Origin of the sequence: Enterobacter sp. AN-K1, from assembly GCF_020971765.1 — a bacterium.
GTDB classification, from domain to species: domain Bacteria; phylum Pseudomonadota; class Gammaproteobacteria; order Enterobacterales; family Enterobacteriaceae; genus Enterobacter; species Enterobacter hormaechei_C.
The window spans coordinates 4,096,658-4,122,289 of the sequence record NZ_CP087390.1 but is presented as its reverse complement, the minus strand read 5'-3'; the positions used below and the strand labels follow the sequence as shown (position 1 = coordinate 4,122,289).

30 protein-coding genes, 1 pseudogene and 1 other annotated feature are annotated in these 25,632 nt (G+C 53.0%); of the genes and pseudogenes, 12 read left to right on the top strand and 19 right to left on the bottom strand.

What is annotated here, in order from left to right:
- Positions 1-10 precede the first annotated feature (10 nt).
- From pheS to thrS, 6 genes are all read right to left on the bottom strand, one after another.
- Positions 11-994, bottom strand: coding sequence for a phenylalanine--tRNA ligase subunit alpha (gene pheS, locus LOC22_RS19585; protein WP_003857809.1), 984 nt, complete (start codon positions 992-994; stop codon positions 11-13).
- Positions 995-1,056: 62 nt separating this feature from the next.
- Positions 1,057-1,181: a sequence feature (Phe leader region), on the bottom strand.
- Positions 1,132-1,176 carry a pheST operon leader peptide PheM gene (gene pheM / locus LOC22_RS19580; RefSeq protein WP_001386830.1) on the bottom strand — a complete coding sequence of 15 codons (45 nt, stop codon included), beginning with the start codon at positions 1,174-1,176 and terminating at the stop codon, positions 1,132-1,134. It overlaps the preceding feature by 45 nt.
- 117 nt (positions 1,182-1,298) lie before the next feature.
- Positions 1,299-1,655 carry a 50S ribosomal protein L20 gene (gene rplT / locus LOC22_RS19575; protein ID WP_000124850.1) on the bottom strand — a complete coding sequence of 119 codons (357 nt, stop codon included), beginning with the start codon at positions 1,653-1,655 and terminating at the stop codon, positions 1,299-1,301.
- 50 nt (positions 1,656-1,705) lie between these two features.
- Positions 1,706-1,903 carry a 50S ribosomal protein L35 gene (gene rpmI / locus LOC22_RS19570; protein WP_001124225.1) on the bottom strand — a complete coding sequence of 66 codons (198 nt, stop codon included), beginning with the start codon at positions 1,901-1,903 and terminating at the stop codon, positions 1,706-1,708.
- 97 nt (positions 1,904-2,000) lie between these two features.
- Positions 2,001-2,543 carry a translation initiation factor IF-3 gene (gene infC / locus LOC22_RS19565; protein ID WP_023616141.1) on the bottom strand — a complete coding sequence of 181 codons (543 nt, stop codon included), beginning with the start codon at positions 2,541-2,543 and terminating at the stop codon, positions 2,001-2,003.
- Between the two features lie 3 nt (positions 2,544-2,546).
- Positions 2,547-4,475, bottom strand: coding sequence for a threonine--tRNA ligase (gene thrS, locus LOC22_RS19560; protein WP_047051470.1), 1,929 nt, complete (start codon positions 4,473-4,475; stop codon positions 2,547-2,549).
- Positions 4,476-4,799: 324 nt separating this feature from the next.
- Between thrS and yncL the strand changes: the two genes are divergently transcribed.
- Together yncL and yniD are read left to right on the top strand one after the other, a co-directional pair.
- The gene (gene yncL, locus LOC22_RS19555; RefSeq protein WP_071842885.1) at positions 4,800-4,892 is read left to right on the top strand and encodes a stress response membrane protein YncL; all 93 of its coding nucleotides are present in this window, start codon (positions 4,800-4,802) and stop codon (positions 4,890-4,892) included.
- 98 nt (positions 4,893-4,990) lie between these two features.
- Positions 4,991-5,098 carry a small membrane protein YniD gene (gene yniD, locus LOC22_RS19550; RefSeq protein WP_003857815.1) on the top strand — a complete coding sequence of 36 codons (108 nt, stop codon included), beginning with the start codon at positions 4,991-4,993 and terminating at the stop codon, positions 5,096-5,098.
- 150 nt (positions 5,099-5,248) lie between these two features.
- Here yniD and LOC22_RS19545 read toward each other — a convergent pair whose 3' ends face one another.
- Both LOC22_RS19545 and LOC22_RS19540 read right to left on the bottom strand, forming a co-directional pair.
- Positions 5,249-5,482 carry a hypothetical protein gene (locus LOC22_RS19545; protein WP_063132863.1) on the bottom strand — a complete coding sequence of 78 codons (234 nt, stop codon included), beginning with the start codon at positions 5,480-5,482 and terminating at the stop codon, positions 5,249-5,251.
- 275 nt (positions 5,483-5,757) lie between these two features.
- Positions 5,758-6,516: a YdiY family protein gene (locus LOC22_RS19540; protein WP_026080717.1), complete on the bottom strand. Its 759-nt coding sequence runs from the start codon at positions 6,514-6,516 to the stop codon at positions 5,758-5,760.
- Between the two features lie 296 nt (positions 6,517-6,812).
- Here LOC22_RS19540 and pfkB point away from each other — a divergent pair, with 296 nt between their 5' ends.
- The 3 genes from pfkB to LOC22_RS19525 all read left to right on the top strand — a co-directional run bounded on the left by pfkB (position 6,813) and on the right by LOC22_RS19525 (position 9,093).
- On the top strand, positions 6,813-7,745 hold the full coding sequence (pfkB, locus tag LOC22_RS19535; protein WP_230239562.1) for a 6-phosphofructokinase II: 933 nt from the start codon (positions 6,813-6,815) through the stop codon (positions 7,743-7,745).
- Positions 7,746-7,836: 91 nt separating this feature from the next.
- On the top strand, positions 7,837-8,127 hold the full coding sequence (gene ghoS, locus LOC22_RS19530; protein ID WP_047051472.1) for a type V toxin-antitoxin system endoribonuclease antitoxin GhoS: 291 nt from the start codon (positions 7,837-7,839) through the stop codon (positions 8,125-8,127).
- A gap of 105 nt (positions 8,128-8,232) precedes the next feature.
- A complete protein-coding gene (locus LOC22_RS19525; protein WP_032619835.1) occupies positions 8,233-9,093 on the top strand; it encodes a fructosamine kinase family protein in 861 nt (286 codons plus the stop codon).
- A gap of 36 nt (positions 9,094-9,129) precedes the next feature.
- Here LOC22_RS19525 and LOC22_RS19520 read toward each other — a convergent pair whose 3' ends face one another.
- Complete coding sequence (locus LOC22_RS19520; RefSeq protein WP_063132866.1) at positions 9,130-9,666, bottom strand: YniB family protein; 537 nt, start codon at positions 9,664-9,666, stop codon at positions 9,130-9,132.
- Positions 9,667-9,808: 142 nt separating this feature from the next.
- Here LOC22_RS19520 and hxpB point away from each other — a divergent pair, with 142 nt between their 5' ends.
- The 4 genes and pseudogenes from hxpB to tcyP all read left to right on the top strand — a co-directional run bounded on the left by hxpB (position 9,809) and on the right by tcyP (position 13,576).
- Complete coding sequence (gene hxpB, locus LOC22_RS19515; RefSeq protein ID WP_003857825.1) at positions 9,809-10,480, top strand: hexitol phosphatase HxpB; 672 nt, start codon at positions 9,809-9,811, stop codon at positions 10,478-10,480.
- Positions 10,481-10,608: 128 nt separating this feature from the next.
- A complete protein-coding gene (kduD, locus tag LOC22_RS19510) occupies positions 10,609-11,370 on the top strand; it encodes a 2-dehydro-3-deoxy-D-gluconate 5-dehydrogenase KduD (protein ID WP_230239140.1) in 762 nt (253 codons plus the stop codon).
- A 95-nt stretch (positions 11,371-11,465) separates the two neighbouring features.
- Positions 11,466-12,057, top strand: a pseudogene (locus tag LOC22_RS19505) (metal-dependent hydrolase).
- Between the two features lie 127 nt (positions 12,058-12,184).
- Positions 12,185-13,576 carry a cystine/sulfocysteine:cation symporter gene (gene tcyP / locus LOC22_RS19500; RefSeq protein ID WP_015570743.1) on the top strand — a complete coding sequence of 464 codons (1,392 nt, stop codon included), beginning with the start codon at positions 12,185-12,187 and terminating at the stop codon, positions 13,574-13,576.
- 48 nt (positions 13,577-13,624) lie between these two features.
- Here the strand turns inward: tcyP and cedA are convergent, their stop codons facing one another.
- Positions 13,625-13,864 (bottom strand): cell division activator CedA, encoded by a 240-nt coding sequence (gene cedA / locus LOC22_RS19495; protein ID WP_015570744.1) that lies wholly within the window; start codon positions 13,862-13,864, stop codon positions 13,625-13,627.
- 202 nt (positions 13,865-14,066) lie between these two features.
- Here cedA and katE point away from each other — a divergent pair, with 202 nt between their 5' ends.
- Positions 14,067-16,316, top strand: coding sequence for a catalase HPII (katE, locus tag LOC22_RS19490; RefSeq protein WP_017384660.1), 2,250 nt, complete (start codon positions 14,067-14,069; stop codon positions 16,314-16,316).
- A gap of 89 nt (positions 16,317-16,405) precedes the next feature.
- Here the strand turns inward: katE and chbG are convergent, their stop codons facing one another.
- From chbG to osmE, 7 genes are all read right to left on the bottom strand, one after another.
- Positions 16,406-17,155, bottom strand: coding sequence for a chitin disaccharide deacetylase (gene chbG / locus LOC22_RS19485; RefSeq protein WP_230239139.1), 750 nt, complete (start codon positions 17,153-17,155; stop codon positions 16,406-16,408).
- Positions 17,156-17,166: 11 nt separating this feature from the next.
- The gene (locus LOC22_RS19480) at positions 17,167-18,522 is read right to left on the bottom strand and encodes a 6-phospho-beta-glucosidase (RefSeq protein WP_017384662.1); all 1,356 of its coding nucleotides are present in this window, start codon (positions 18,520-18,522) and stop codon (positions 17,167-17,169) included.
- A gap of 109 nt (positions 18,523-18,631) precedes the next feature.
- The gene (chbR, locus tag LOC22_RS19475; protein WP_017384663.1) at positions 18,632-19,450 is read right to left on the bottom strand and encodes a transcriptional regulator ChbR; all 819 of its coding nucleotides are present in this window, start codon (positions 19,448-19,450) and stop codon (positions 18,632-18,634) included.
- A gap of 29 nt (positions 19,451-19,479) precedes the next feature.
- Positions 19,480-19,827: a PTS N,N'-diacetylchitobiose transporter subunit IIA gene (chbA, locus tag LOC22_RS19470; RefSeq protein WP_230239138.1), complete on the bottom strand. Its 348-nt coding sequence runs from the start codon at positions 19,825-19,827 to the stop codon at positions 19,480-19,482.
- Between the two features lie 47 nt (positions 19,828-19,874).
- Positions 19,875-21,233 carry a PTS N,N'-diacetylchitobiose transporter subunit IIC gene (gene chbC / locus LOC22_RS19465; protein ID WP_017384664.1) on the bottom strand — a complete coding sequence of 453 codons (1,359 nt, stop codon included), beginning with the start codon at positions 21,231-21,233 and terminating at the stop codon, positions 19,875-19,877.
- 80 nt (positions 21,234-21,313) lie between these two features.
- A complete protein-coding gene (gene chbB, locus LOC22_RS19460) occupies positions 21,314-21,631 on the bottom strand; it encodes a PTS N,N'-diacetylchitobiose transporter subunit IIB (RefSeq protein WP_230239137.1) in 318 nt (105 codons plus the stop codon).
- Between the two features lie 281 nt (positions 21,632-21,912).
- Positions 21,913-22,257, bottom strand: a complete 345-nt coding sequence (gene osmE, locus LOC22_RS19455; protein ID WP_003857836.1) for an osmotically-inducible lipoprotein OsmE — start codon at positions 22,255-22,257, stop codon at positions 21,913-21,915.
- A 231-nt stretch (positions 22,258-22,488) separates the two neighbouring features.
- On the opposite strand from osmE, the gene nadE reads away from it, so the two are divergent.
- Positions 22,489-23,316, top strand: a complete 828-nt coding sequence (gene nadE / locus LOC22_RS19450; RefSeq protein ID WP_003857837.1) for an ammonia-dependent NAD(+) synthetase — start codon at positions 22,489-22,491, stop codon at positions 23,314-23,316.
- Positions 23,317-23,431: 115 nt separating this feature from the next.
- Positions 23,432-24,310, top strand: coding sequence for an excinuclease Cho (cho, locus tag LOC22_RS19445; protein ID WP_063136382.1), 879 nt, complete (start codon positions 23,432-23,434; stop codon positions 24,308-24,310).
- On the opposite strand, the gene ves is transcribed toward cho, so the two are convergent.
- Both ves and spy read right to left on the bottom strand, forming a co-directional pair.
- Positions 24,288-24,845 carry an environmental stress-induced protein Ves gene (gene ves, locus LOC22_RS19440; protein ID WP_017384666.1) on the bottom strand — a complete coding sequence of 186 codons (558 nt, stop codon included), beginning with the start codon at positions 24,843-24,845 and terminating at the stop codon, positions 24,288-24,290. The two genes, cho and ves, sit on opposite strands and share 23 nt — an antisense overlap.
- Before the next feature lie 167 nt (positions 24,846-25,012).
- Positions 25,013-25,507, bottom strand: a complete 495-nt coding sequence (gene spy, locus LOC22_RS19435) for an ATP-independent periplasmic protein-refolding chaperone Spy (RefSeq protein ID WP_015570753.1) — start codon at positions 25,505-25,507, stop codon at positions 25,013-25,015.
- Positions 25,508-25,632: the final 125 nt, after the last annotated feature.

Below are 25,632 nucleotides of genomic sequence, written 5' to 3'. Positions count from 1 at the left end.
TGTCCTGCCCTTATTTAAACTGTTTGAGGAAACGCAGATCGTTTTCGAAGAACGCACGTAAGTCGGTTACGCCGTAGCGCAGCATGGTCAGACGCTCCATACCCATACCGAACGCAAAGCCGGAATACACTTCCGGATCGATACCCACGTTGCGCAGCACGTTTGGATGCACCATGCCGCAGCCCAGCACTTCCAGCCATTTGCCGTTTTTACCCATCACGTCAACTTCCGCAGACGGTTCGGTGAACGGGAAGTAGGACGGGCGGAAGCGAACCTGCAAATCTTCCTCAAAGAAGTTGTTCAGGAAATCGTGCAGCGTGCCTTTCAGGTTGGTAAAGCTGATGTTTTTATCAACAATCAGACCTTCCATCTGGTGGAACATTGGGGTGTGGGTCTGATCGTAGTCGTTACGGTATACGCGACCCGGCGCGATGATGCGGATTGGCGGCTCCTGCTCCTTCATAGTACGGATCTGAACGCCGGAAGTCTGAGTACGCAGCAGACGGGTAGCGTCAAACCAGAAAGTGTCGTGGTCAGCACGTGCCGGATGATGGCCAGGAATGTTCAGGGCATCGAAGTTGTGGTAGTCATCTTCAATTTCCGGGCCAGTCGCCACGGTAAAGCCGAGCTCACCGAAGAAACTTTCAATACGATCGATAGTACGAGTCACCGGATGCAGACCGCCGTTTTCAATACGACGACCCGGCAGAGAAACGTCAATCGTTTCTGCCGCCAGACGCGCATTCAGTACTGCGCTTTCCAGCTCGGCTTTACGCGCGTTCAGCGCCTGCTGTACCTGCTCTTTGGCTTCGTTAATCACTGCACCGGCTGCCGGGCGCTCCTCTGCTGGCAGTTCACGCAGGGTAGTCATCTGAAGGGTCAAATGCCCTTTCTTGCCCAGATATTCGACGCGGACATTGTCTAACGCGGCAACATCTGAGGCCTGGTTAATGGCGGCCGTTGCACTGGCAACCAGCTCTGCGAGATGTGACATGGTTTTCCTCATTATGTCGGTGCAGACACCGAATTGTTGGACGTATTCTCTTAACTTCAGGCACAAAAAAAGCCTCCATCGGGAGGCTTATCTGGCGCTGTTTTTCGTTTCATCTTTCACGCGCTAGCCTCCTGAAGTCAGGTGCTAAAGTAAAAGAAGAAGCGGAAAATAGCAGCATTCATGCTTGCGTTACCTTGTAGGGTAAAAACCGTTAAGACCTTATTGAAAAGCCTGCACGGATAAATGTCAATCTTCTGATGGTGTTAAATGAAAAGAGGAGGCAAAGCCCCCTCTCTCAACTGGCTTATGCCAGTGCTGCTTTCGCTTTTTCGACCAGAGCGGTGAACGCTACTTTGTCGAATACTGCGATGTCAGCCAGGATCTTACGGTCGATTTCAACAGAGGCTTTTTTCAGGCCGTTGATGAATTTGCTGTAAGAAATACCGTTCTGACGTGCTGCTGCGTTGATACGCGCAATCCACAGTTGACGGAACTGACGCTTACGCTGACGACGGTCACGGTAAGCGTACTGACCTGCTTTGATAACAGCCTGGAAGGCAACGCGGTATACGCGTGAACGCGCACCGTAGTAGCCTTTAGCTTGTTTCAAAATTTTCTTGTGACGTGCACGTGCAATTACACCACGTTTTACGCGAGCCATGTGTGCTCTCCTGTATCTATTCTAAGTTAAAAAAGTTAAACGTTAACGACTTATGCGTACGGCAGGCACGCGATGACCAGGCCCAGATCGCCTTTAGAAACCATGGCTTTTGGACGCAGGTGACGTTTACGCTTGGTAGCTTTCTTAGTCAGAATGTGACGCAGGTTAGCGTGCTTGTGCTTAAAACCACCTTTACCGGTTTTTTTGAAGCGCTTAGCAGCACCGCGTACGGTCTTAATTTTTGGCATTTTAATAACTTCCACTTCGCATTGTTAAATAAACGAAACATAGGCGAACAAAACCTATGGGGCCCGAAGGCTCCACAGATTTTGCTGCTTGAAGGCCTTACTGTTTCTTCTTAGGAGCGAGCACCATGATCATCTGGCGGCCTTCGATCTTCGTAGGGAAGGATTCGACTACTGCCAGTTCACTCAGATCGTCACGGACGCGGTTAAGCACTTCCATACCAATCTGTTGGTGGGCCATCTCACGACCGCGGAAACGCAGCGTGATCTTGGCCTTATCGCCATCTTCCAGAAAGCGAATCAGGCTGCGGAGTTTTACCTGATAATCGCCATCGTCGGTACCAGGACGGAATTTAATTTCCTTAACCTGGATAACTTTTTGCTTCTTCTTCTGTTCCTTAGAAGACTTACTCTTTTCATAAAGGAACTTGCCGTAGTCCATGATACGACAAACTGGCGGTTCGGCGTTAGGGCTGATTTCAACTAAATCTACTCCAGCTTCTTCAGCCTTTTCGATCGCTTCTCTCAGACTCACAATCCCCAGCTGCTCGCCTTCCAGACCTGTTAAGCGAACTTCCTGGGCGCGAATCTCGCCATTGATACGATTCGGACGTGCCGTTTGAACTCGTTTTCCGCCTTTAATACCTTATTCCTCCAGTTGTTGAAGACTGCGGCTGCGAATCTCTTGTTGCAGCTTCTCAATCACTTCACTTACGTCCAGGCTCCCCAGGTCTTTACCACGGCGGGTGCGAACGGCAACTTTGCCTGCTTCCACCTCTTTATCACCACAGACCAACATATACGGGACACGACGTAAAGTGTGCTCGCGGATTTTAAAGCCAATCTTCTCATTTCTCAAGTCTGCTTTTACGCGAATGCCCGCATTTTGTAGTTTCTGCGTCAATTCTTTAACGTAATCCGCCTGAGAATCGGTAATGTTCATCACCACGACCTGCACTGGCGCAAGCCAGGTTGGGAAGAAGCCCGCGAACTCTTCGGTCAGGATGCCGATGAAGCGCTCCAGTGAACCGAGAATCGCACGGTGAATCATAACCGGCACCTGACGCTCGTTGTCTTCGCCAACATAAGAGGCGCTTAAACGCTGCGGCAGGGAGAAGTCCAGCTGTACCGTTCCGCACTGCCATGCGCGATCGAGGCAGTCATACAGGGTAAATTCAATTTTCGGACCGTAGAATGCGCCCTCGCCCAGCTGGTATTCGAACGGAATACCGTTCTCTTCCAGCGCCACGGCGAGATCCGCCTCTGCGCGATCCCATGTCTCATCGCTGCCGATACGTTTTTCCGGACGCGTTGAGAGTTTGACCACGATCTTCTCGAAGCCAAAGGTGCTGTACATATCGTAGACCATACGAATACAGGCGTTAACTTCATCACGAACCTGATCTTCAGTACAGAAGATATGCGCATCATCCTGAGTAAAGCCACGAACACGCATCAGACCGTGCAGCGCACCTGATGGCTCGTTACGGTGGCAGCTACCGAACTCCGCCATACGCAGCGGCAGATCGCGGTAGGATTTCAGACCCTGGTTGAAGATCTGAACGTGGCCCGGGCAGTTCATTGGCTTGATGCAGTATTCACGGTTCTCAGACGAAGTGGTGAACATCGCATCTTTGTAGTTGTCCCAGTGGCCGGTCTTTTCCCACAGCACACGGTCCATCATGAACGGGCCTTTCACTTCCTGATACTGGTACTCTTTCAGCTTGGAGCGCACGAACGTTTCCAGTTCACGGAAGATAGTCCAGCCGTCGTTATGCCAGAACACCATACCCGGCGCTTCTTCCTGCATATGATACAGGTCAAGCTGCTTACCGATTTTACGGTGGTCACGCTTAGCCGCCTCTTCCAGGCGTTGCAGGTATGCGTTCAGGGCTTTCTTATCGGCCCACGCGGTACCATAGATACGCTGCAACATTTTGTTGTTGCTGTCGCCACGCCAGTAAGCGCCCGCGATTTTCATCAGCTTGAAGTGATGACAGAAGCGCATATTCGGCACGTGCGGACCACGGCACATGTCGACGTATTCCTGGTGATGGTACAAGCCTGGCTTGTCATCATGAGCGATGTTTTCATCAAGAATCGAGACTTTGTAGCTCTCGCCGCGCTTCACGAAGGTTTCACGCGCTTCGTGCCAGCTGACTTTCTTCTTAATGACGTCATAGTTGGTTTCGGCGAGCTCGTGCATACGTTTTTCGAGCGCGTCGATATCTTCCTGGGTCAGGGTGTGGTCAAGGTCAACGTCGTAGTAGAAACCGTTGTCGATAACCGGGCCGATCGCCATTTTGGTGTTTGGCCACAGCTGCTTGATAGCATGGCCTAACAGGTGCGCGCAGGAGTGACGAATGATCTCCAGACCTTCTTCGTCTTTCGCGGTGATGATCGCAAGCGTTGCATCGCTTTCAATCAGATCGGACGCGTCTACCAGCTCGCCGTTTACGCGGCCTGCAATGGTTGCTTTTGCAAGTCCAGGACCGATATCCAGGGCAACATCCATTGGGCTAACAGCGTGGTCGAAATGGCGTTGGCTGCCATCAGGAAGAGTAATTACAGGCATTTTATATCCTTATTTGCAGTGATGCCCCACACATAAGAGCATATACAAAGAAAATAATCGTGATTAAACAGTAGATTACGAAACCATCTGACCAACAATCGTCAAATTGGTTCGTCATCATTCACCGGCCGATTTCAGAATAATGCGTGTTTACGGCAGGCGTCGTAATGGTAACACTATTAACAGGGCGAATGCACCTTCCTGCGACCGTTTTGAACCGCACATCCTTTTGTATGCGTTCATGAACTTTTGCTGGCGGAGGCTCGCAATCCGAAAGTGCTGAGCTATTCTTGACTTGGTCCTTAAACATCGAAGGGGTATCACATGAATGTATCCAGCAGAACCGTTGTGATATTGAATCTACTTTCCGCTGCTTGCCTGGTATTGATTCTGGCTGACAGATTCCATTGGTTTTAAGCCGAACCGGTGTTCCGGCATAACCTGTTGTCCCGGGTTGAGCGCCTTCTGGCGCAAATTTTGATAGACTAAGGGTATCAACTGACAAGGATTAGGTTATGCCAACAAAAAGATTTGCCGTGAAGCACTGGAAAATGGTCGTGGTGTTAATTGCTATTTGCGGCGCGATGTTGCTGCTGCGCTGGGCCGCAATGATCTGGGGCTAATATTTTGTCAGCGAAAACGTGGCGGTAATTTACTGAATAAAATTTAACTATCTTTACGATAATTTAGGGTACAAAAACCGGTACGTCATAAACCGGTTTTCGACAGGCTGTGACAGCGTATATATTGCGTCACAGGTGGCAGTTGAAATATCAGGACCACTCACCCGCCACCAGCTTGTGTACATCAAATGCGTCATTCATTGACTGGCCGGTAGACTGAGAGCCGGGGGCAATGTTGGAGCCTGCTTCTACATCAGAGGCTTTAGCGATCCCAATTTGGTTGTTAACGTCACTGGCAGGTTGTGTCATATTATCAGCAGCAAATACGCCAAATGAAAGTGCGGAAAGCACCATCGCTGCTGTAGCGGTTTTGATTTTTTTCATAATTTTATTCTCATACTTATTTAATGCGTTTAATGCGATATGCCTGAGGCGATTTTTTCGCCTGTGCCGTAAGTGTAGATCTGGATCACATTTTTGCCTAGTCAAATTATTTATCAATTCGTGTCAAATAAACTGAATAAGCTCTGACCAGCAATTATGGAGAAATTATGAAGAAGTAATCAAACCCATTATTTATTTTAAAACGCCGTTTAATATAAATAAGCACAGTTTCAGAAAATAAAAAACGGGCCGAGAAGAGTCCCGGCCCGACGAAATTACATTTTATAACCTAAAGAAATCGTGGTTCGGCGATCGGTATGTTCCGGCGCAGAATCAGGTGGGGATGAGTTCCAGGTTACGTTGTACGCCACCTTGAGTCCAAAGTGTTCGTTGATGGCCACGTTCAACGCACTTTCAGAGTTCAGCGTTGTATCTTCAGCGCCAAACACCGACACACCCTGGGTGAATTTTGCGTTATCCGTCATCTGCCATGCGTAGGTGCCCGATGCATAACCCAGCGGCTGCGTTTCATCTTCGCCGTTGGTGTACTCGTCGTAACGGACACCCGGACCGAATTCAAAACGCAGGCTGTGCACCGGCCCATTGAGGAACTGACGACCATAACCCGCAGTCACGACATCACGCTGGCGATAGCCGTTGTAGCGGTCAGTCAGCCAGCTCGCCTGCCCGAACAGGTAGTCATAATCGGTCATGTTGTATCGGCTACGTCCGCCTACCGCGTATTTCTCCGATGAGCGTTGATCGTTAGCAGAGGTGTTGCTGGCATTTCCCCACAGCGACCAGGCCGTGGTGTTGCCGTACCAGGTCAGGGTGCTGTCTGCTGTCAGGGAGGAGCTTTTCGTGTTACCGGATTGCGCCAGATACCCGGCATTCACGTTACCTTCAAAGGGTTTTTTGGCAGTGGAGGGATCGTCCATGACAGTAAAAACGGTATCATCGGCGGTTGCATTCAGTGACGCAAATACGCCACCCGCCAGCATCAGTGCTGCGGGTACTGTCTTCAAAAGCTTCATTTTATTTAAGGAGTCCGTACAACATAAAAAGAGACCGTCACGGTCTCGGAAACTTTCTTGCGGATCAATGACAAGGCGACCATAGAAAGGTAACAAATTATAAAAAGCCGCAAATAACATAGCAATATTTTCTTCTTTCATTTTTTGAATAAGAACGATCCCAAAACGCGTTTTATTTTATATGCCCGGCGCAGGTTATTTGTCAGCATTCATATTTAAAATCATACTGTTATTTACGTTGCCTTCCTGCCAAACGGTGCCAGGCTTAAAAGAACCCATGATAAAAGGAGGTCATGATGGCTTCGATTTATACGCTGACACTCTCCCCTTCCCTCGACTCCGCGACCATAACGCCGCAAATCTACCCGAAAGGTAAGCTGCGCTGTAGCGCGCCGGTGTTTGAGCCGGGTGGCGGCGGCATCAACGTGGCGCGCGCTATTACCCATCTTGGCGGAAAAGCCACCGCCATCTTCCCCGCTGGCGGCGCCACGGGAGAACATCTGGTGGCGTTGCTGGCAGATGAACAGGTTGCCGTAGACACCGTCGACGCAAAAGACTGGACCCGACAGAACCTGCATGTCCATGTTGAATCAAGTGGCGAGCAATATCGTTTTGTGATGCCGGGGGCGAAATTGACCGATGATGAGTTTCGTCAACTGGAAGAGAAAGTGCTGACCATTGAAAGCGGCGCATTACTGGTGATCAGCGGTAGCCTGCCGCCGGGCGTCGAAACAGAGAAACTGACGGCGCTGGTTCAGGCGGCGCTCCAGCGCGGCATCCGTTGCATTGTCGATAGCTCGGGCGAAGCCCTGAAGGCGGCGTTAGAACCCGGACAACTTGAACTCGTTAAACCTAACCAGAAAGAGCTCAGCGCCCTGGTTAATCGAGAACTCAGCCAGCCTGACGACGTGCGTACTGCCGCAGAAGAGCTGGTACGTACGGGCAAAGCGCATCGCGTTGTGGTTTCTCTCGGTCCTCAGGGTGCGCTGGCCGTCGACAAGACGGGCTTTGTGCAGGTTGTGCCACCGCCGATGAAAAGCCAGAGCACCGTGGGTGCCGGTGACAGTATGGTTGGCGCGATGGTGCTGAAGCTGGCGCAGGGCGCTTCGCTTCTGGAGATGGCACGCTATGGCGTCGCGGCAGGGAGTGCAGCCACCATCAATCAGGGAACGCGTCTGTGTTCGCTTGCGGATACCCAGAAAATTGTCGATTACCTGGCGAGAAGCTGAACCTGCTTCCCCTTCCCATGGAAGGGGAAGTCGCTAAACAGAGCGTATCGACTATGCTAAGAAAACTTTCAGGATAACAACGAGGTGAATTATGAGCAGTGGTGATATCACCCGCTACGTCGTAACTGTCAATATTCATGAAGCATCGCTGACCGAACTGAATGAACTCAACAACGCGTTCACGCGGGCGAATTTTCTGCTCACGCTGACGGACGATGAGGGCAATATTCACGATCTCGGCTCACTGGCATTTGGCCTGATAAGCCCGCTGAGCCAGGAAGAGGTGAAGGCGCTGGCCAGTAGCCTGGTGGAAAGCGTGACTGACAAAGCCACGGAAATTGATGTGGATAGCTGGGAAAACTGGCATAAAAAAGCACAATAAGTGCCCTGTATAAAATTAAACCGCTCAGTTGTGCGTTAGTTCCTGTTTTTTTATAGCCGTTTTGCGCTAACTTTATGATCTGGCAGACAACATGGGAGAGACATCATGTGGCAGGCTATCAGTCATCTTTTAAGTGAGCAGCTGGGTGAAGGTGAAATTGAACTGCGTAACGAACTGCCAGGCGGAGAGATCCATGCCGCATGGCATTTACGTTACGCCGGACGCGATCTTTTCGTTAAATGTGATGAGCGCGAATTGCTCCCCATTTTTACTGCCGAAGCCGATCAGCTTGAGCTGTTATCGCGCAGTAAAACAGTCACCGTTCCGCAGGTTTTAGCCGTCGGCAGCGATCGTGACTATAGCTTTCTGGTGATGAACTATCTTCCCGCGCGTCCTCTGGATGCGCACAACGCTTTTATTCTCGGGCAACAGATCGCCCGTTTGCACCAGTGGAGCGATCAACCTCAGTTTGGGCTCGATTTCGATAATGACCTCTCCACTACCCCACAGCCAAACGCATGGCAGCGCCGCTGGTCGACTTTTTTCGCCGAGCAGCGCATCGGCTGGCAGCTGGAGCTGGCCGCTGAAAAGGGATTAGCGTTCGGCAACATCGACGCGATTGTTGAACACATTCAGCAGCGTCTGGCTTCGCATCAGCCTCAGGCTTCCCTTCTGCATGGTGATTTATGGTCGAACAACTGCGCGCTTGGTCCCGATGGTCCCTATATATTTGACCCGGCCTGCTACTGGGGCGACAGAGAGTGTGACCTCGCAATGCTGCCGTTGCATCCTGAACAGCCGCCGCAAATTTATGATGGCTATCAGTCTGTCTCGCCGTTACCTGCGGGTTTCCTTGATCGTCAGCCGGTTTATCAGCTGTACACCTTGCTAAACCGGGCTATTTTGTTTGGCGGGAGTCATCTGGTGAATGCCCAGCGGGCGCTGGACCGCATTCTGGCCGCATAGCGGGAGGGGGCGGCTTCACGCCCCTTCCCTTAGGATTTACAGGAAGCCAAGCAGCGTAAAGAAGAAATAGCCGGCCACAATGATAATGACCGGCAGGATGTAGAGCGGGAAAAACTGCACAAAAATGGTATGACGCGGCACGACAATGCGCGATTCGATCTGCTCGCGGTTCATCCCGTCAGGGCCTTTCGCCTTCTCAAGGATCAGCTGGTCTTCCACCCCTTCGCGTAAAAAGCGGGTCTGGCGACTCATGCGCGCGCCGGAGGCCTGCAACGCCATCGCGATAAATATCAACGCATAGATTATCCAGAAACCGACATTCAGCTGGTGGTGAAAATCCGGCGTGGGCGAGTTGAACCAGAAGACGTTCAGGAACGGGGTGTTAAACCGCATCATCTCAATCATGACGTGGGCAAAATCAAGCATAACGGCGTTGATGCCCGGCTGTTTTTCGCTGTGATCGTACATAAATTTGAGTACGGAGATCAGCGTTGAAATCAGGGCGGGAATGAAAATAACCCAACCAGCAATACGTTTTAAGACCGCAATGCGTCCAGCTTGTTGATACGTCATTAGTTCCTCTTCATAAAGACGCGTTATTTGTGCCTAAGTCTACCTGCTGTCGGTCATTTTCGCCCGCTCTTTGAATGCAATATGCTAAATTGCTTGTGCTTAGCACCGTTCGTCTTACCCCCCAAGATAAGGAGATGTTGTAATGTCGACCCCGCGCCAGATACTTGCCGCTATTTTTGACATGGATGGATTGCTGATTGATTCCGAACCCCTGTGGGATCGGGCTGAACTGGACGTGATGGCCAGCCTCGGCGTCGATATCAGTCGTCGTAACGAGCTTCCCGATACCCTGGGGCTGCGCATCGATATGGTGGTTGACCTCTGGTATGCCCACCAGCCATGGGTTGGCCCGGATCGCGACGAAGTTACGGCGCGCATTATCAACCGCGCCATTTCTCTCGTAGAAGAGTATAAGCCTCTGTTACCGGGCGTACGCGACGCTATCGCCCTGTGCAAGGCGCAAGGGCTGAAAGTGGGGCTGGCCTCCGCCTCACCGCTGCATATGCTGGAAAAAGTGCTGACGATGTTCGGGCTGCGCGACAGCTTCGACGCGCTGGCCTCGGCCGAAAAGCTTCCTTACAGCAAGCCACATCCGCAGGTGTATATGGACTGCGCCGCGAAACTGGGGCTGGATCCGCTTACCTGTGTGGCGCTGGAAGATTCGGTTAACGGTATGGTGGCGTCCAAAGCCGCACGTATGCGCTCCATCGTTGTGCCGGCTGAAGAAGGCCGACACGACCCCCGTTTTGCCCTCGCGGATGTCAGGCTGACGTCTCTTGAAGAATTGACTGCCCGCCATCTGCGCGGGGAGTAACGCCCTCTCAGGCAGCTTCGGCTGCCTGCCTCGTCAAATCAAAACATCGTTTTAGTTTATTTGCTTTTCTCATTCCAGACTCCTATTCTTACGTGCAGAATGACAATAACCTGACTTCTGAGGCGCGTATGATACTGGATGCTTTTACTCTGGCAGGAAAAGTGGCGATGGTGACCGGGTGCGATACCGGTCTGGGGCAAGGTATGGCCATTGCCCTCGCCCAGGCAGGATGCGATATCGTGGGGGTTAACCGCAAGGTTCCTGACGAAACGGCAGCGCGCGTTACGGCGCTGGGACGACGCTTTATCGCGATTCGCGCCGATCTTGGCAAGCAGGAGAGTATTCAGAGCGTGGTGGATACCGCAGTCGCTGAGATGGGTCGTATCGATATTCTGGTTAACAATGCCGGCACCATCCGCCGTGCCGATGCGCTGGAATTTAGCGAGAAGGACTGGGACGAGGTCATCGATCTCAATCTGAAATCGGTCTTTTTCCTCTCTCAGGCAGTGGCGAAACAGTTTATCGCGCAGGGTCAGGGCGGCAAGATCATTAACATTGCCTCCATGCTCTCCTTCCAGGGCGGCATCCGGGTGCCCTCCTATACGGCGTCCAAAAGCGGCGTGCTGGGCCTCACCCGCCTGCTGGCGAACGAATGGGCAACGCTGGGCATTAATGTGAATGCTATTGCGCCGGGTTATATGGCGACCAATAACACCCGGCAGCTTCGCGATGATGAGCAGCGCAGCCAGGCGATCCTCGACCGTATTCCGGCGGGTCGCTGGGGTCAGCCGGAGGATTTACAGGGTCCGGTGGTGTTCCTGGCCTCATCGGCCTCTGATTACGTTAACGGTCATACCCTCGCCGTAGACGGTGGCTGGCTGGCGCGCTAACCGCGCGTTTGTGACAAAGAGTTACACCGTCACCTCTTTCACACACTGTATAAAAACCCTATACTGTATGAATCGACAGTTTACCGGGTTTTATCATGACGGCGGAAGGCCACCTGCTTTTTTCACTTGCCTGTGCAGTGTTTGCCAAAAACGCTGAACTGACCCCTGTGCTGGCACAGGGGGACTGGTGGCATATTGTCCCTTCCGCCGTGCTGACCTGCCTGCTGCCCGGACATAGATCATCCAAAGTCATTTCTTGGCCAGCGGCTGAAGTGGATTTCAAAACCCATCGCCAGAGCCTTTGGTCATCGCGGGTTTACCCACAGCCTGATGGCCGTATTCGGCCTGCTTACACTCTTCTATTTGAAGGTTCCGGAGAGCTGGATCGTCCCGGCGGATGCCATTCAGGGTATGGTGCTCGGCTACTTAAGTCATATCCTCGCCGATATGCTGACGCCAGCGGGCGTACCGCTGCTCTGGCCCTGCCGCTGGCGTTTCCGCCTGCCCATTCTCGTGCCGCAAAAAGGCAACCAGCTGGAGCGCGTTCTGTGCATGGCGCTGTTTGCGTATGCCGTCTGGATGCCGCAGACATTGCCCGAAAATGGTGCAGTGCGCTGGTCATCGCAGATGATCAACTCGCTGCAATTTCAGTTCAATCGTTTTATTAATCACCAGATTGAACATTAAACCGACAATATAATCACTTTTGTCATAAACCATTCCATATGGATATAAGCGCGACATCACACTTCTGATAACCTTGCGCCAACAGGTTCGGTAAAAACCGACCGTATAATAAATCAGGAGAACGGGGATGAATTTTCCACTCATCGCGAACATTGTTGTGTTCGTCGTATTGCTATTGCTTCTCGCCCAGGCTCGCCACAAACAGTGGAGCCTGGCGAAAAAGGTACTGGTCGGTCTGGTCATGGGCGTGGTGTTTGGCCTGGCCTTACACGCCATTTACGGCTCCGATAGCCCGGTACTGAAAGATTCCATTCAGTGGTTCAACATTGTCGGTAACGGCTATGTACAGCTGCTGCAAATGATCGTTATGCCGCTGGTATTCGCCTCTATTCTGAGCGCCGTAGCCCGCCTGCATAATGCGTCTCAACTGGGTAAAATCAGTTTCCTGACCATTGGTACCCTACTCTTCACCACGCTGATTGCGGCGCTGGTGGGTGTGCTGGTAACCAATCTGTTTGGCCTGACTGCTGAAGGTCTTGTGCAGGGTAGCGCTGAAACCGCGCGTCTGACGGCGATCGAGACCAACTACGTGGGTAAAGTGGCCGATCTGACCGTACCGCAAATGGTGCTCTCCTTCATTCCGAAGAACCCGTTTGCTGACCTGACCGGTGCAAGCCCAACCTCCATTATCAGCGTGGTGATCTTCGCGGCGTTCCTGGGCGTGGCGGCGCTGAAGCTGCTGAAGGACGATGCGCCAAAAGGCGAGCGCGTGCTGACTGCCATTGATACCCTGCAAAGCTGGGTGATGAAGCTGGTGCGTCTGGTCATGCAGCTGACGCCGTACGGTGTCCTGGCGCTGATGACCAAAGTCGTGGCAGGCTCCAACCTGCAAGACATCATCAAGCTTGGCAGCTTTGTGATCGCCTCTTACCTGGGGCTGGGCATTATGTTTGTGGTGCACGGTATCCTGCTGGGCGTGAACGGCGTTAGCCCGCTGAAATATTTCCGCAAAGTCTGGCCGGTGCTGACCTTCGCCTTTACCAGCCGTTCCAGCGCGGCATCTATCCCGCTGAACGTGGAAGCACAGACCCGTCGTCTGGGCGTACCGGAGTCTATCGCCAGCTTCTCAGCCTCCTTTGGCGCCACCATCGGGCAGAACGGCTGTGCGGGTCTCTACCCGGCGATGCTGGCCGTGATGGTTGCCCCAACCGTGGGGATTAACCCGCTGGATCCGGTCTGGATTGCGACGCTGGTGGGTATCGTGACCATTAGCTCCGCCGGTGTTGCGGGCGTGGGCGGCGGCGCGACCTTCGCTGCGCTGATCGTTCTGCCTGCGCTGGGACTGCCGGTGACGCTGGTTGCCCTACTGATCTCTGTTGAACCGCTGATCGATATGGGTCGTACCGCTCTGAACGTGAGTGGCTCAATGACCGCCGGTACCCTGACCAGCCAGTGGCTGAAGCAGACCGACAAAACGATTCTCGACAGTGAAGAAGATGCGGAACTGGCCCATCGTTAATCACGGCTGAAATAAAAAAACCGCCTGCGGGCGGTTTTTTTATGGCTGTTATTCTTCAACCTCTTCATCCTGGCGGGTCTGCACAGCCCATCGCTGCGCCGATTCCGGCACCGTAAACGCAGGGGAGCGACGGAAGTGCTCGCCAATCAGCACGAAGGCAACGTATTTACCCCGTAACATCCAGACATCGCGAAAACCATCCACTTTCAGGGCATGGTCAGGCGGCGCGGGTTCAACGCGGGGCACATAGCTAATAACCTGGCGGTTTTGTTGACGAAGAGGTTTCATAAGCGACGGGTTCACTAAAGCAAATTCTTAAAGCAGGAAATTTCTATCATAGCCGATTCTCCCCCCACCCGTCGCGCCTGACGTGAGGCAGATGGCTCCTTTCGCTAATCACTTATCTGAAAACGCTTAGTTCGCCTGCTAATTCATCACATTGTTCTATCCTTAATAGGGTTTTCAGGAACGAACAAAGGAGAATCGTGCAATGTCGAACAATGATAAACCACATCAAGCCCCTATTCATGGCACCGAAGAATCTCAACCGGGAATGGACTCACTCGCCCCTGCGGATGGCTCTCATAAACCGTCGCCGGGCCTGTCCGCGCCGGGCGAGCAACCTACTGCACCGGGAAGCGTGAAGTCGCCCGATGCGGATAACGAGAAGTTAAAATCTCTCGACCCGCACCGCAAAGGGGGTGAAGGCTATGCGCTGACCACCAATCAGGGCGTGCGTATCGCCGATGACCAGAACTCCCTGCGCGCCGGAACGCGCGGCCCGACGCTGCTGGAAGATTTCATCCTGCGGGAAAAAATCACCCATTTCGACCATGAGCGTATTCCTGAGCGTATCGTTCACGCTCGCGGCTCCGCGGCGCACGGCTATTTCCAGCCGTACAAGAGCCTGAAGGCGATCACGAAGGCGGATTTCCTTTCCGATCCGAACAAAATCACACCGGTATTTGTGCGCTTCTCTACCGTACAGGGCGGCGCGGGTTCGGCCGATACGGTGCGTGATATCCGCGGCTTCGCCACCAAATTCTATACCGAAGAGGGCATTTTCGACCTCGTCGGGAATAACACCCCGGTTTTCTTCATTCAGGATGCGCATAAGTTCCCTGACTTTGTCCATGCGGTAAAACCAGAGCCACACTGGGCCATACCGCAGGGACAAAGTGCGCATGACACCTTCTGGGACTACGTCTCCCTGCAACCGGAAACCCTTCACAACGTGATGTGGGCGATGTCTGACCGGGGGATCCCACGCAGCTATCGCACCATGGAAGGGTTTGGTATTCATACCTTCCGTCTGATTAACGCTGAAGGTAAAGCGACGTTTGTGCGTTTCCACTGGAAACCGGTCGCGGGGAAAGCATCCCTGGTGTGGGATGAAGCACAGAAGCTGACCGGGCGCGATCCGGACTTCCACCGTCGCGAACTGTGGGAATCCATTGAAGCCGGTGATTTCCCGGAATACGAGCTGGGGTTACAGCTGATCCCGGAAGAGGACGAGTTCAAATTCGACTTCGACCTGCTCGACCCGACCAAGCTTATTCCTGAGGAGCTGGTGCCGGTTCAGCTGGTGGGCAAAATGGTGCTTAACCGCAACCCGGATAACTTCTTCGCGGAGAATGAGCAGGCTGCGTTCCACCCGGGCCATATTGTGCCGGGGCTGGATTTCACCAACGATCCGCTGCTACAGGGCCGTCTGTTCTCTTACACCGATACGCAGATCAGCCGTCTCGGTGGACCGAACTTCCACGAAATTCCTATCAACCGTCCGACCTGCCCGTACCATAACTTCCAGCGTGACGGGATGCATCGCCAGGATATCGATACCAACCCGGCGAACTACGAGCCAAACTCCATTAACGATAACTGGCCGCGTGAAACCCCGCCGGGGCCAAAACGTGGCGGATTTGAGTCGTATCAGGAGCGCGTGGACGGAACAAAAATTCGCGAGCGCAGCCCGTCATTCGGCGAATATTACGCTCAGCCTCGCCTGTTCTGGAACAGCCAGACCCCGATTGAACAGCAGCACATTATCGGCGGTTTCAGCTTTGAGCTGAGCAAAGTGGTGCGTACCTACATTCGCGAGCGCGTGGTCGACCATCTGGCGCATATTGATATCCAGCTTGCTCAGGGCGTGGCGAATAATCTCGGCATCACGCTGACTGACGAGCAATGCCATGCCGCACCGCCAAAAGACGTGAACGGGCTGAAGAAGGATCCGTCCCTGAGCCTGTACGCGGTACCTGGCGGGTCAATTAAAGGCCGCGTAGTGGCTATCCTGCTGAATGATAAACCGCGCGCCAGCGACGTGCTGGGGATCATGAAGGCGCTCAAAACCCAGGGCGTACATGCCAAACTGCTTTACTCCCGCATGGGTGAAGTGACAGCCGACGATGGCTCTGTCCTGCCAATTGCCGCGACCTTCGCCGGGGCACCGTCGCTGACGGTTGACGCGGTGATTATGCCGTGCGGCGACGTTGAGAGCCTGCTCGGTAACGGTGATGCCGCCTATTATCTGCTGGAAGCCTATAAGCACCTGAAGCCAATCGCCCTGGCAGGCGATGCGCGGAAGTTTAAATCTCTGCTGAAGGTACCGGATCAAGGGGAAGAAGGCATTGTCGAAGGTGATAATATTGACGATGCGTTTATGACCCGGTTGTTTGACCTGCTTGCCGCGCACCGCGTGTGGTCGCGCAGCAGTAAGATTGACCAGATACCGGCGTAAAAAAAAGCCGGGTGGCGCTGCGCTTACCCGGCCTACATTTCGATTGCTTTTGTAGGCCCGGTAAGGCGAAGCCGCCACCGGGCTTTATCTTAAAGATCCGCGAAAGTTCCCAACCGATACCCACGCTCGGCAATCGCGTACTTCAACGACGCCGACGTCAGCACATCCAGTTCCGCCAGACGCGGCCAGCAGTAGGCGCTCTTACGTACGATGTTATCGACAAACGCCGGGTGCGCCATTACCTCAAGCGAGCGCTCCCCTTTTGCGGCGGAGTCATCCAGCACCTTCAGGAACAGCGCTTCGTCGATCTCGTCGCCATAAAATGCGCTGCTGAACCCCTCCGTTGACGTCACCGCGACGTCCGGCAACCCGCGCACCTCACGATCCACGCGCATCGCCACGCCTTTACGTTGCGCAAACTCTGCCACAAGCGGGAAAATCGCCGGGATCATATGCACATGATGATGGCTGTCAATATGGGTAGGCTCGCGGCCAAACACATCCACAAAGCGGTTAAACTGGCAATCCAGCTCGCGGGCAATCTCATCGAGCGGCAGAGCGCCCTGCTCCGCCATTTCCCAAATCCATTTCCCCAGCTGGCCGTCGCGCGTCAGGCCCGGCATTGGCGAAAGGGGCAACCCAAGCGTCAGCACAAAGTGCATGCCCACGCCCAGCTCGGGCAGCTCACGGCTTAACTGCGCCGCATGTTCCACCGCCTCACCGTTGATGAGCGCTGTTGTAGAGGTCACGACGCCCCGGCGACAGGCTTCAATAATGCCGTAGTTCTGCCCTTTTGACAGGCCAAAATCATCGGCATTGACGATCAGCAGGTTTTCCATCGCGCCTCCTCTTAACGGTGTGTGAGTTTCAGTTTCTCAACCGTTGCAGCAAAGTTTGGCAGCCATTTTTCATGCGCCAGGATCATCTCACCCGCGAGTTTTTCAGCGTCACGGTCAGAATGCACCAGCGGGCTGAGGTTCAGCGCCAGCAGCACGTCATTCAGCTCGCCGCTCAGGGCCGCATTGCTCGCCGCCACTTCAAAGCCTTTGATGGTGTGAATCAGGCCCATCACCTTATCGTCGAAATGGGTAATGCGGGGATGCGGTTTTGCACCCTCGCGCCCAAGGATGCAGGTCATCTCAACGGCCCAGTCTGCCGGAATATTGTCGATGTGCCCGTGATGGGGAACGTTTACATAGTGCTCGGCCTGCTTGTCATTGTAAATGGCGTTAATCACTTCACACGCGGCATCCGAATAGTATGCCCCGCCGCGCTGCTCCAGCTCTTTCGGTTTGACGTTCAGGTTCGGATCTTTATACAAATCAAAAAGCTGCTTCTCTACTTTCTGTACAACCTGAGCGCGTGCGCCACCTTTGTAATATTCGCCCATTTCAATGGCCAGCATCTCTTTCTGCTTGAAGTAGTAGAGCAGATACGAGCACGGCAGCAGATTCAGGGAGCGGATCAGCCCTTCGCTGAATGGCAGATCGAAAATGTTTTTCACCGAGGCCGCGGTCAGGCGACCAGAGGCGACGCCGTCGAGCAGTTCCGCAAAGCGCGATTGCCCGTTCACTATCACATCTTTGATAAAGACCATGTGATTCAGGCCGAACAGATCAATGGACAGATCATCGTTATCGGTCAGTTCCAGTACATCGCGGATGAACATCTTCATGCCAATCGGAATATTGCAGACGCCGATAAAGCGTTTGAAACCGGTGTGGCGATAGACTGCCTCGGTGACCATCCCGGCCGGGTTGGTAAAGTTGATCACCCAGGCGTTCGGGCAGATCTCCTCCACGTCTTTAATGATGTCAAAAATGACCGGAATAGTACGCAGGCCTTTAAACAGGCCACCTGCCCCGTTGGTTTCCTGGCCCAGATAACCGTGGCTCAGCGGAATGCGCTCGTCCAGCTCACGCGCCTTCAGCTGGCCGACGCGCAGCTGCGTGGTCACGAAGTCAGCATCTTTCAGTGCCAGGCGGCGATCCAGCGTTTTATGCACGGTTAAGGGCACGCCCGCTTTTTCAACCATGCGTTTGCACAGTTCAAAAATAATATTCAGCTTCTCCTGACCTTCTTCAACATCCACCAGCCATAATTCGCTGACCGGTAATTCATGATACCGTTTCAGGAAACCTTCAAGTAATTCCGGGGTATAGCTGCTGCCGCCACCAATGGTTACGACTTTTAATTTCTGTTGCATAATATCTCCCTTAGCATATCAGGTTAATCGCCTGCAAGGTATAGCGTACTCTTCCCGCTATTTGGGCAAGCCATTACGTCACTGTTCCTGGCGGATAAACCGCCGAAAGTTAATTAATTACCGTTAAATTTTTGCGGTAACTGTTCGGTGTGAATGAAGTCAATTTTTTAAAGGTTTTAATAAACAGGCTGGGGCTGCTGTAACCCGATTCGTAAGCGATATCGGTGACAGAGTAGTTAGTAATTTCCAGCTGTTTTTTGGCAAAGTTAATGCGGATTTCATTAATGATTTGCACAGGCGTTTTACGGTAATAACGCTGCGTGGCGCGCGTCAAATATTCCTGCGATTTACCCGACAGCGCCACCATATTCTCCAGGGCGTTATCGCTGAACTGTCCTTTATCGTGCATCAGCTCCACGGTACTGCGCAGCCACTGAGGAATATCATCCACCACCTGCTGTTCTTCACGGTGATGGCGGAGGCGATTCATGACGTAGAACGTCACGGTTTCAATAAATTCATCAAATTCATTGTCGCGGAAATTCAGCGATGCGATAACCGTTTCAATCCAGGTCATAAACTCATTTTTAACGCGATACACCTGTGACGCCACAAAGCAGAACGGCACCAGCGGCAGATAGTGCTTCTCGAAGAAACGCCTGCTCACCCCTACGTTCAGAATGCGTGTCGCACCAAACTCATAAAAGCTCTGGTGATAAGATCCCATTGGCAGGAAGACGAAATCGCCACGCTCAAGCAGGACGCGCTTACCGTTGATCTCCTGATAGTAGCGGCCGGTCAGAACAATCGTGAACTCGTAGTAGTCATGCTGGTGCAGACCGCTGGCGCTCTCCGTTTTGTTGTAAATCACCACGTGAAAATTTTTGCCATTAAACAGCTGTTGCTCATGTGCGGTTTTGATTTCCATCGTGCTGACCTCCTGCTACTTCAACTGACTTATTGCATCTTCTCGTGAAGCTCGATGAGCTCCGCGACCAGCTCGCGTGCCAGCATGGAGGTCATCAGATGATCCTGCGCATGTACCAGCACCAGACTCACTTTCATCTTCCCTTCGCCCTGGTCGCTTTCGATGAGCTTCGTCTGCACCAGATGCGCTTCGTTTAACGCTGTACGGGACTGCTCCATCATGGTTTTCGCGGCAACGAAGTCGCCCTGCTTAGCCTGCTTAAGCGCCGCATACGCCAGGCTGCGTGCCTGCCCGGAGTTGATGATGAGGCCCATCACCACCTCTTCCAGTTCGTTCTCTGCGGTTTCTTCGGCAACGATACTCTCTAAATCTAACATCTTTAAGCTCCTTTCCGCTGGCGCGAGTTGCCCCGCGCCGTGCAATTTTAGAATTTCAGTGCGAGGGCGATATCCTCTTCGCTCTCTTCTTCATCGATAACCGTTGCGGCCTTGTTCGCAATCGCCACGAACGGCATGTAGAGCAGGGTTGCAATCCCGAGGTTGAATATCGCCAGCAGGAAGGCCGCCACGCTACCGTTGGTGTTGAAGAACGCGCCCAGACCAGCCGGCATCGTCCACGGCGCAATGTTGGTCACCGGCGGGATAATGCCCAGGTAGTACGCCGTCAGCGTAATCGCGGCCAGCAGCGGCTGAACCAGGATGAAGGGAATGAACATCACCGGGTTCATGATAATTGGCAGACCAAACAGGATCGGCTCGTTAATCTGGAAGATGCCTGACGGCAGGGCCAGCTTCGCAACCTGACGATGGTCAGCGCGGCGAGAGACAATAAAGACCGCGATGATCAGACCCAACGTCGCCCCGGTACCGCCCAGGAAGATATAGGAGTCAAGCATCGGCTTCGCCCACACATGGAAGGTTTTACCGGCCGCCAGCGCCGCATCGACGGAGCCGTACTGCTGGTAAAGCGCGACGTTTTCCAGTGCCCATGGGGTCATAATACCGCTGTCCAGCGCCGCCAGTGCCAGTGAACCATGCACGCCGAAGAACCACAGCAGGGAGGTAAAGATGACATACGCCCAACCGACCACGCTACCCATCGACGCCAGCGGCGTTGAGATAGAGTCCATAATGATCTGGTGGAAGTTTGTGCCCCAGTGAGAGAGCGCCCAGGCAATAATCCCCATGATGGAGAGAATAATGAAGCCCGGAATCAACGCGGAAAATGAACGAGAAACGGAGGCCGGAACGCTATCCGGCAAGCGGATAACCCAGTTACGGCGAATAATGAAGGTGAACATTTCGGCCACCACCAGCCCGATAATAATACCGGAAATGATGTTTGCCCCACCCAGCCAGTTGGCGCCAACGGCGTAAGCGTCACCCACGCTGTACGGTGTGACGGTCATGAACGCGGCAATGGACAGTAAGCCTGCCGCCAGCGGATCCACTTTACGCTCTTCCGCCAGCGCCATTCCGATAAAGAAAGGCGCCATTAGCGACATAATACCCAACGTACCGTTGTATACGTTGCCGCCAATGGCTTTTAAACCATTAAGGGTTTCAATAGTTGAAGCATCTAACCTAATTCCTAATGAATAAAAAAAGGAACCTTCTCCAAAGCTCAGAAAAACGTTGTTAATTAAAACGAACATTGCCCCGGCTAATGTCAACGGCATTAATTTAATAAAGCCGTTCTTAATGGCATTAACGTGAGGCTGCTTTCCTATTTTAACAGCAAAAGGAAGGAGTACCTTTTCAAGTGAAGCGATGACTTTACTCATAGGAAAATACCCTTAAATGCCGCAACGACCGTTACGGCGTATTGTGTGTGAAATAACTCTTTGACGGGAAAAATAAAAAATTAATTAGCAGCTTTTTTAATCGCCGCAACGGCAGCTTTTAATACACCTAAACCATCAATCTTGCCGTATAAAACGGAATCGATCACTTCGACCGGCTTATTGGGTAGCAGACGCTGAATTTCTGGCAGCATATAAGCGATTTGCGGCCCGAGTAAAATAACGTCGGCTGTCTGGCCCTTCTCGCCCGCCAGCGTTTCCGGAAACGCCTCAACCACCACAGGGACTTCATATTTTTCGGCCTGCGCGCGCATTTTGGAAACCAGCAGCGAAGTGGACATGCCCGCAGAGCAGAACAGATAGATATGTTTCTTTTCCATGATAACTTCCCTCTTGTTTGGCTACCCGCCGTCGCGCTATCACTCGACTCGCTATCCTGGCTGACGGGCAGTGTGCTGAACATTGTTTGTCGTTGAAGTGAGTATACGCAATGGTACAGGGAGGGGATAATTCTGGATAGACTGAAATTGTCTCTCATTGACCTGGCTTGTTGACTACCTTCACATTTCAGGCAAATAATTCGCGCCAAGAAATAAGATTCACGTATGCATAAAAAAACCGGCCTTCCGGCCGGTTTGTTAACGCTCTCAGGCAAGCAGGCTTACTGTGCCTTAGGTGCCTGTGGGTCGGTGTCGTATTCGGCACAGGTCTGGTAACCAGAATTGATCACGTGACCCGTATCATCCAGGGCGACAAAATAGGTCTCTGCCTTACCATCACGTTGACCCAGAATATAGGTCTGGCAGGTACCACGCGCGTGGATCATAGTGACTTCTGAAGAAGGTTTACCGGCAATGGCTGCAACCTGGGAACGCGTCATGCCTTTTTTGACGTCTTTTACCACTGGCTGTGTGAACTGATCTTTAGTGCGATCGTAAGCTGTACACCCTGCCAGCATAGTCAGTACCGCCGCTGCGCTTAAAATTCCTGCTACGTTCTTGTTCATATTCCGTCCTCTTGTTTATCAGCGTGTTAACTAAGCATGGGATAAAAATTACTATTGTTCAACTTTGCGAGTTACGCCAGACGAATTTCGGAAAATTCTAATAAAACAACGGTAAGCTGCTAAATCGCTGTAAAACAGTACACTCAAAACTGTGATCCTTGTCGTTTCCCCGACAAAGGGTTAGTTTTAACAGATCACACTTTCTGTTTGGTTCTGCATAGGGAGGGCGTAATGGCTCTGCAACAAGAAATTATTCAGGCGCTGGGCGCGAAACCTGCGATTGATGCCAATGAAGAGATCCGTCGTAGCGTTGATTTTTTGAAAGCTTACCTGTCTGCACACCCTTTCCTGAAGACGCTGGTGCTGGGCATCAGCGGCGGTCAGGATTCCACTCTGGCCGGTAAGCTGAGCCAGATGGCCATCTCCGAGCTGCGTGACGAGACCGGTGACACCGCGCTGCAATTTATTGCCGTACGTCTGCCGTATGGCGTGCAGGCCGACGAGCAGGACTGTCAGGATGCAATCGCGTTTATTCAGCCGGACCGTGTTCTTACCGTAAACATCAAAGGTTCGGTACTGGCCAGCGAGCAGGCCCTGCGTGAAGCCGGTATTGAACTGAGCGATTTTGTCCGCGGCAACGAGAAAGCCCGTGAGCGCATGAAAGCGCAGTACAGTATCGCAGGGATGACCAAAGGGGTCGTCGTCGGCACTGACCACGCCGCGGAAGCCATCACCGGCTTCTTCACCAAATACGGCGATGGCGGCACGGATATCAACCCCCTCTTCCGCCTGAACAAGCGTCAGGGCAAGCAACTGCTGGCGGCGTTGGGCTGCCCGGAGCACCTGTATAAGAAGGCGCCAACGGCGGACCTGGAGGACGATCGCCCTTCCCTGCCGGATGAAGCGGCGCTGGGCGTTACGTATGACAACATCGATGATTATCTGGAAGGCAAAACGCTCGACGAAGGTACCGCTAAAATTATCGAAGGCTGGTATCTGAAAACCGAGCATAAGCGCCGTCCGCCCATTACGGTGTTTGATGATTTCTGGAAAAAGTAAAAGCAAAACGGTAACTCCGCTTTGCAGGCCGGGTAAGGCGTAGCCGCCACCCGGCTCTTTTTTAACCACCAAACACCTGCTACACTGTATGCCTGAACAGTATATGGAGCAGTATGTGAGCAGGCGTCAATCCGCCCCGCGTCTTGAGTTCGAAGCGGCGGCTATCTACGAATATCCCGAGCATCTTCGCCCCTGGCTTGAGGCACTGCCTAAACAGCCTGGCGTCTATTTCTTCCACGGCGACAGCGACACCATGCCGCTCTATATCGGCAAAAGCGTGAATATCCGCAGCCGGGTGATGTCGCACCTGCGTACGCCGGATGAAGCATCGATGCTCAGGCAGTCCCGGCGGATCACCTGGATCGAGACGGCAGGCGAACTGGGCGCGCTTCTGCTCGAAGCCCGGCTCATCAAGGAACAGCAGCCGCTGTTTAACAAACGCCTGCGCCGCAACCGCCAGCTGTGTTCCTTGCAGATTAACGCAGGAAAACCGCAGGTCGTTTATGCCCGGGAAGTGGATTTTTCGCATGAACCCAATCTTTACGGTCTGTTTGCCAACAAACGTGCCGCACTGCAAACCCTGCAATCCCTGGCTGATGAATTACAGCTTTGTTACGGCCTGTTAGGACTGGAAGCCACCACCCGTGGTCGCGCCTGTTTCCGCTCAGCTCTGAAACGCTGCGCCGGGGCGTGCTGTGGAAAAGAGAGCGTTGAAGAACATCATGCCCGGTTTATGGCTGGCCTTGCCTCTATCAGCGTTAACTGCTGGCCGTGGGAAGGCGCGGTGGCGCTGAAAGAAACCCGCGATGGGATGACGCACTATCACATCATCCGCAACTGGCTCTGGCTTGGCGCCGTTGAAAATCTGGATGACGCTACCGCTCTGCTGCGCACCCCTGCCGGTTTCGATCAGGATGGTTACAAAATTCTCTGCAAGCCACTGTTAACCGGAAAATATGAGATCATCGTCCTCAATGACCCGGCAGCCAGGTAATTTCACTGAACAGCAGCGACCCCTTCGTTTCCAGTAAACGGAGGGTATGACTGCCCGCTTCCCAGCTGGCGCCCTGATCGGCGGTCAGTAATTTGTCGCCCAGTTGCCAGGCGCCGCTTAATACGAATGCCACCCCACCGCGTGATGCGAAGGTAGTGAACGTCCGGGTAGCAACGCGCACCTTTGCCTGGCAGCAATCCCGTCGGGTCATGATGTTGAAGTCCATCGACATCTGCCCCTCTGTGAGCACGGCTTTCACCGCCAGATCGCCCGCAAATCGGTAAGGCTGATGATGCTTCAGGGTATGACAAAACGCCCTGCCTGCATCCAGGGTCACCTCGCCGCCCTCCAGCAGCGTAATCACCCGGTCAACGCCCGGGAACGCGGAAAATTCGCCGTTACTGGCGATGGAGGCAATACTGGCCCGCCAGAAAAAATCCCGCGTCGCGGGAGGAAAACAGCAAATCTCACGCGTCTCACCCGCACCATTACGCCAGAGACTGACCGGCATTTTACGGATATCAAAGAATTCCATGACCACTCCTGAAGGACGCACCGTGCGCCAGGGCATTTTCACAGACGTATTATCGGCAGCAGTCAGCCCAGACCTTAGGCATGGGATAAAAGAAAAACCGCCGGTCCTGTCCACAGCGTTTTCGCTTTTGTAGACAGGAGCCCGGCGGTCTTAAGAGAGTGAACCGATTATTCGGTTGGTGCAGGCATTTTACCTTCCGGCGCTGCACGTTCTGTCAGACGCTTCTCAAAATTGGCATTAAATTGCTTTTTCTGTTCCGGCGTCAGAATGTTGTAAATCTTGTTCTGGGTTTCCATGTGGGCCAGCATGCGCGCTTTATGCTGCTCGGCCATTTTGTCGATTTGCGCTTCCGCTTTTGCTTTATCGAAGCTGTCGCTGGCAATGATGTCATGCATTGCGCGGCGCTCTTCCAGCGGAGGACGTTTCATCTGGTCACGCTGGCTTTTCATGATGTCGCGGATCTGCTGCTTCTGCGCATCGGTGAGGTTCAGATCTTTAAACATCATCATCTCATGGTGCATACCCGGCTTGCCTTTATGATGCATCATCATTTTGCCTTCCGTCGGCGCGGCGGTAGTGGTCGCGGTATCGGCGGCGAACGCCATGCTGGTAGCGCCCAGAGCCAGGGTAGAGGCAACAAACAGTGCAGTTAATTTACGCATAATGTCTTTCCTTACTTTCAGTTATTCTTCGGCGCTATGCCGTGTTGACGAGATTAACTTTACGGGGTTTATCGTCAATTAGTCAGAGCAACGGTAAAACAATGAAAGTGTAAAAAACAACTTTT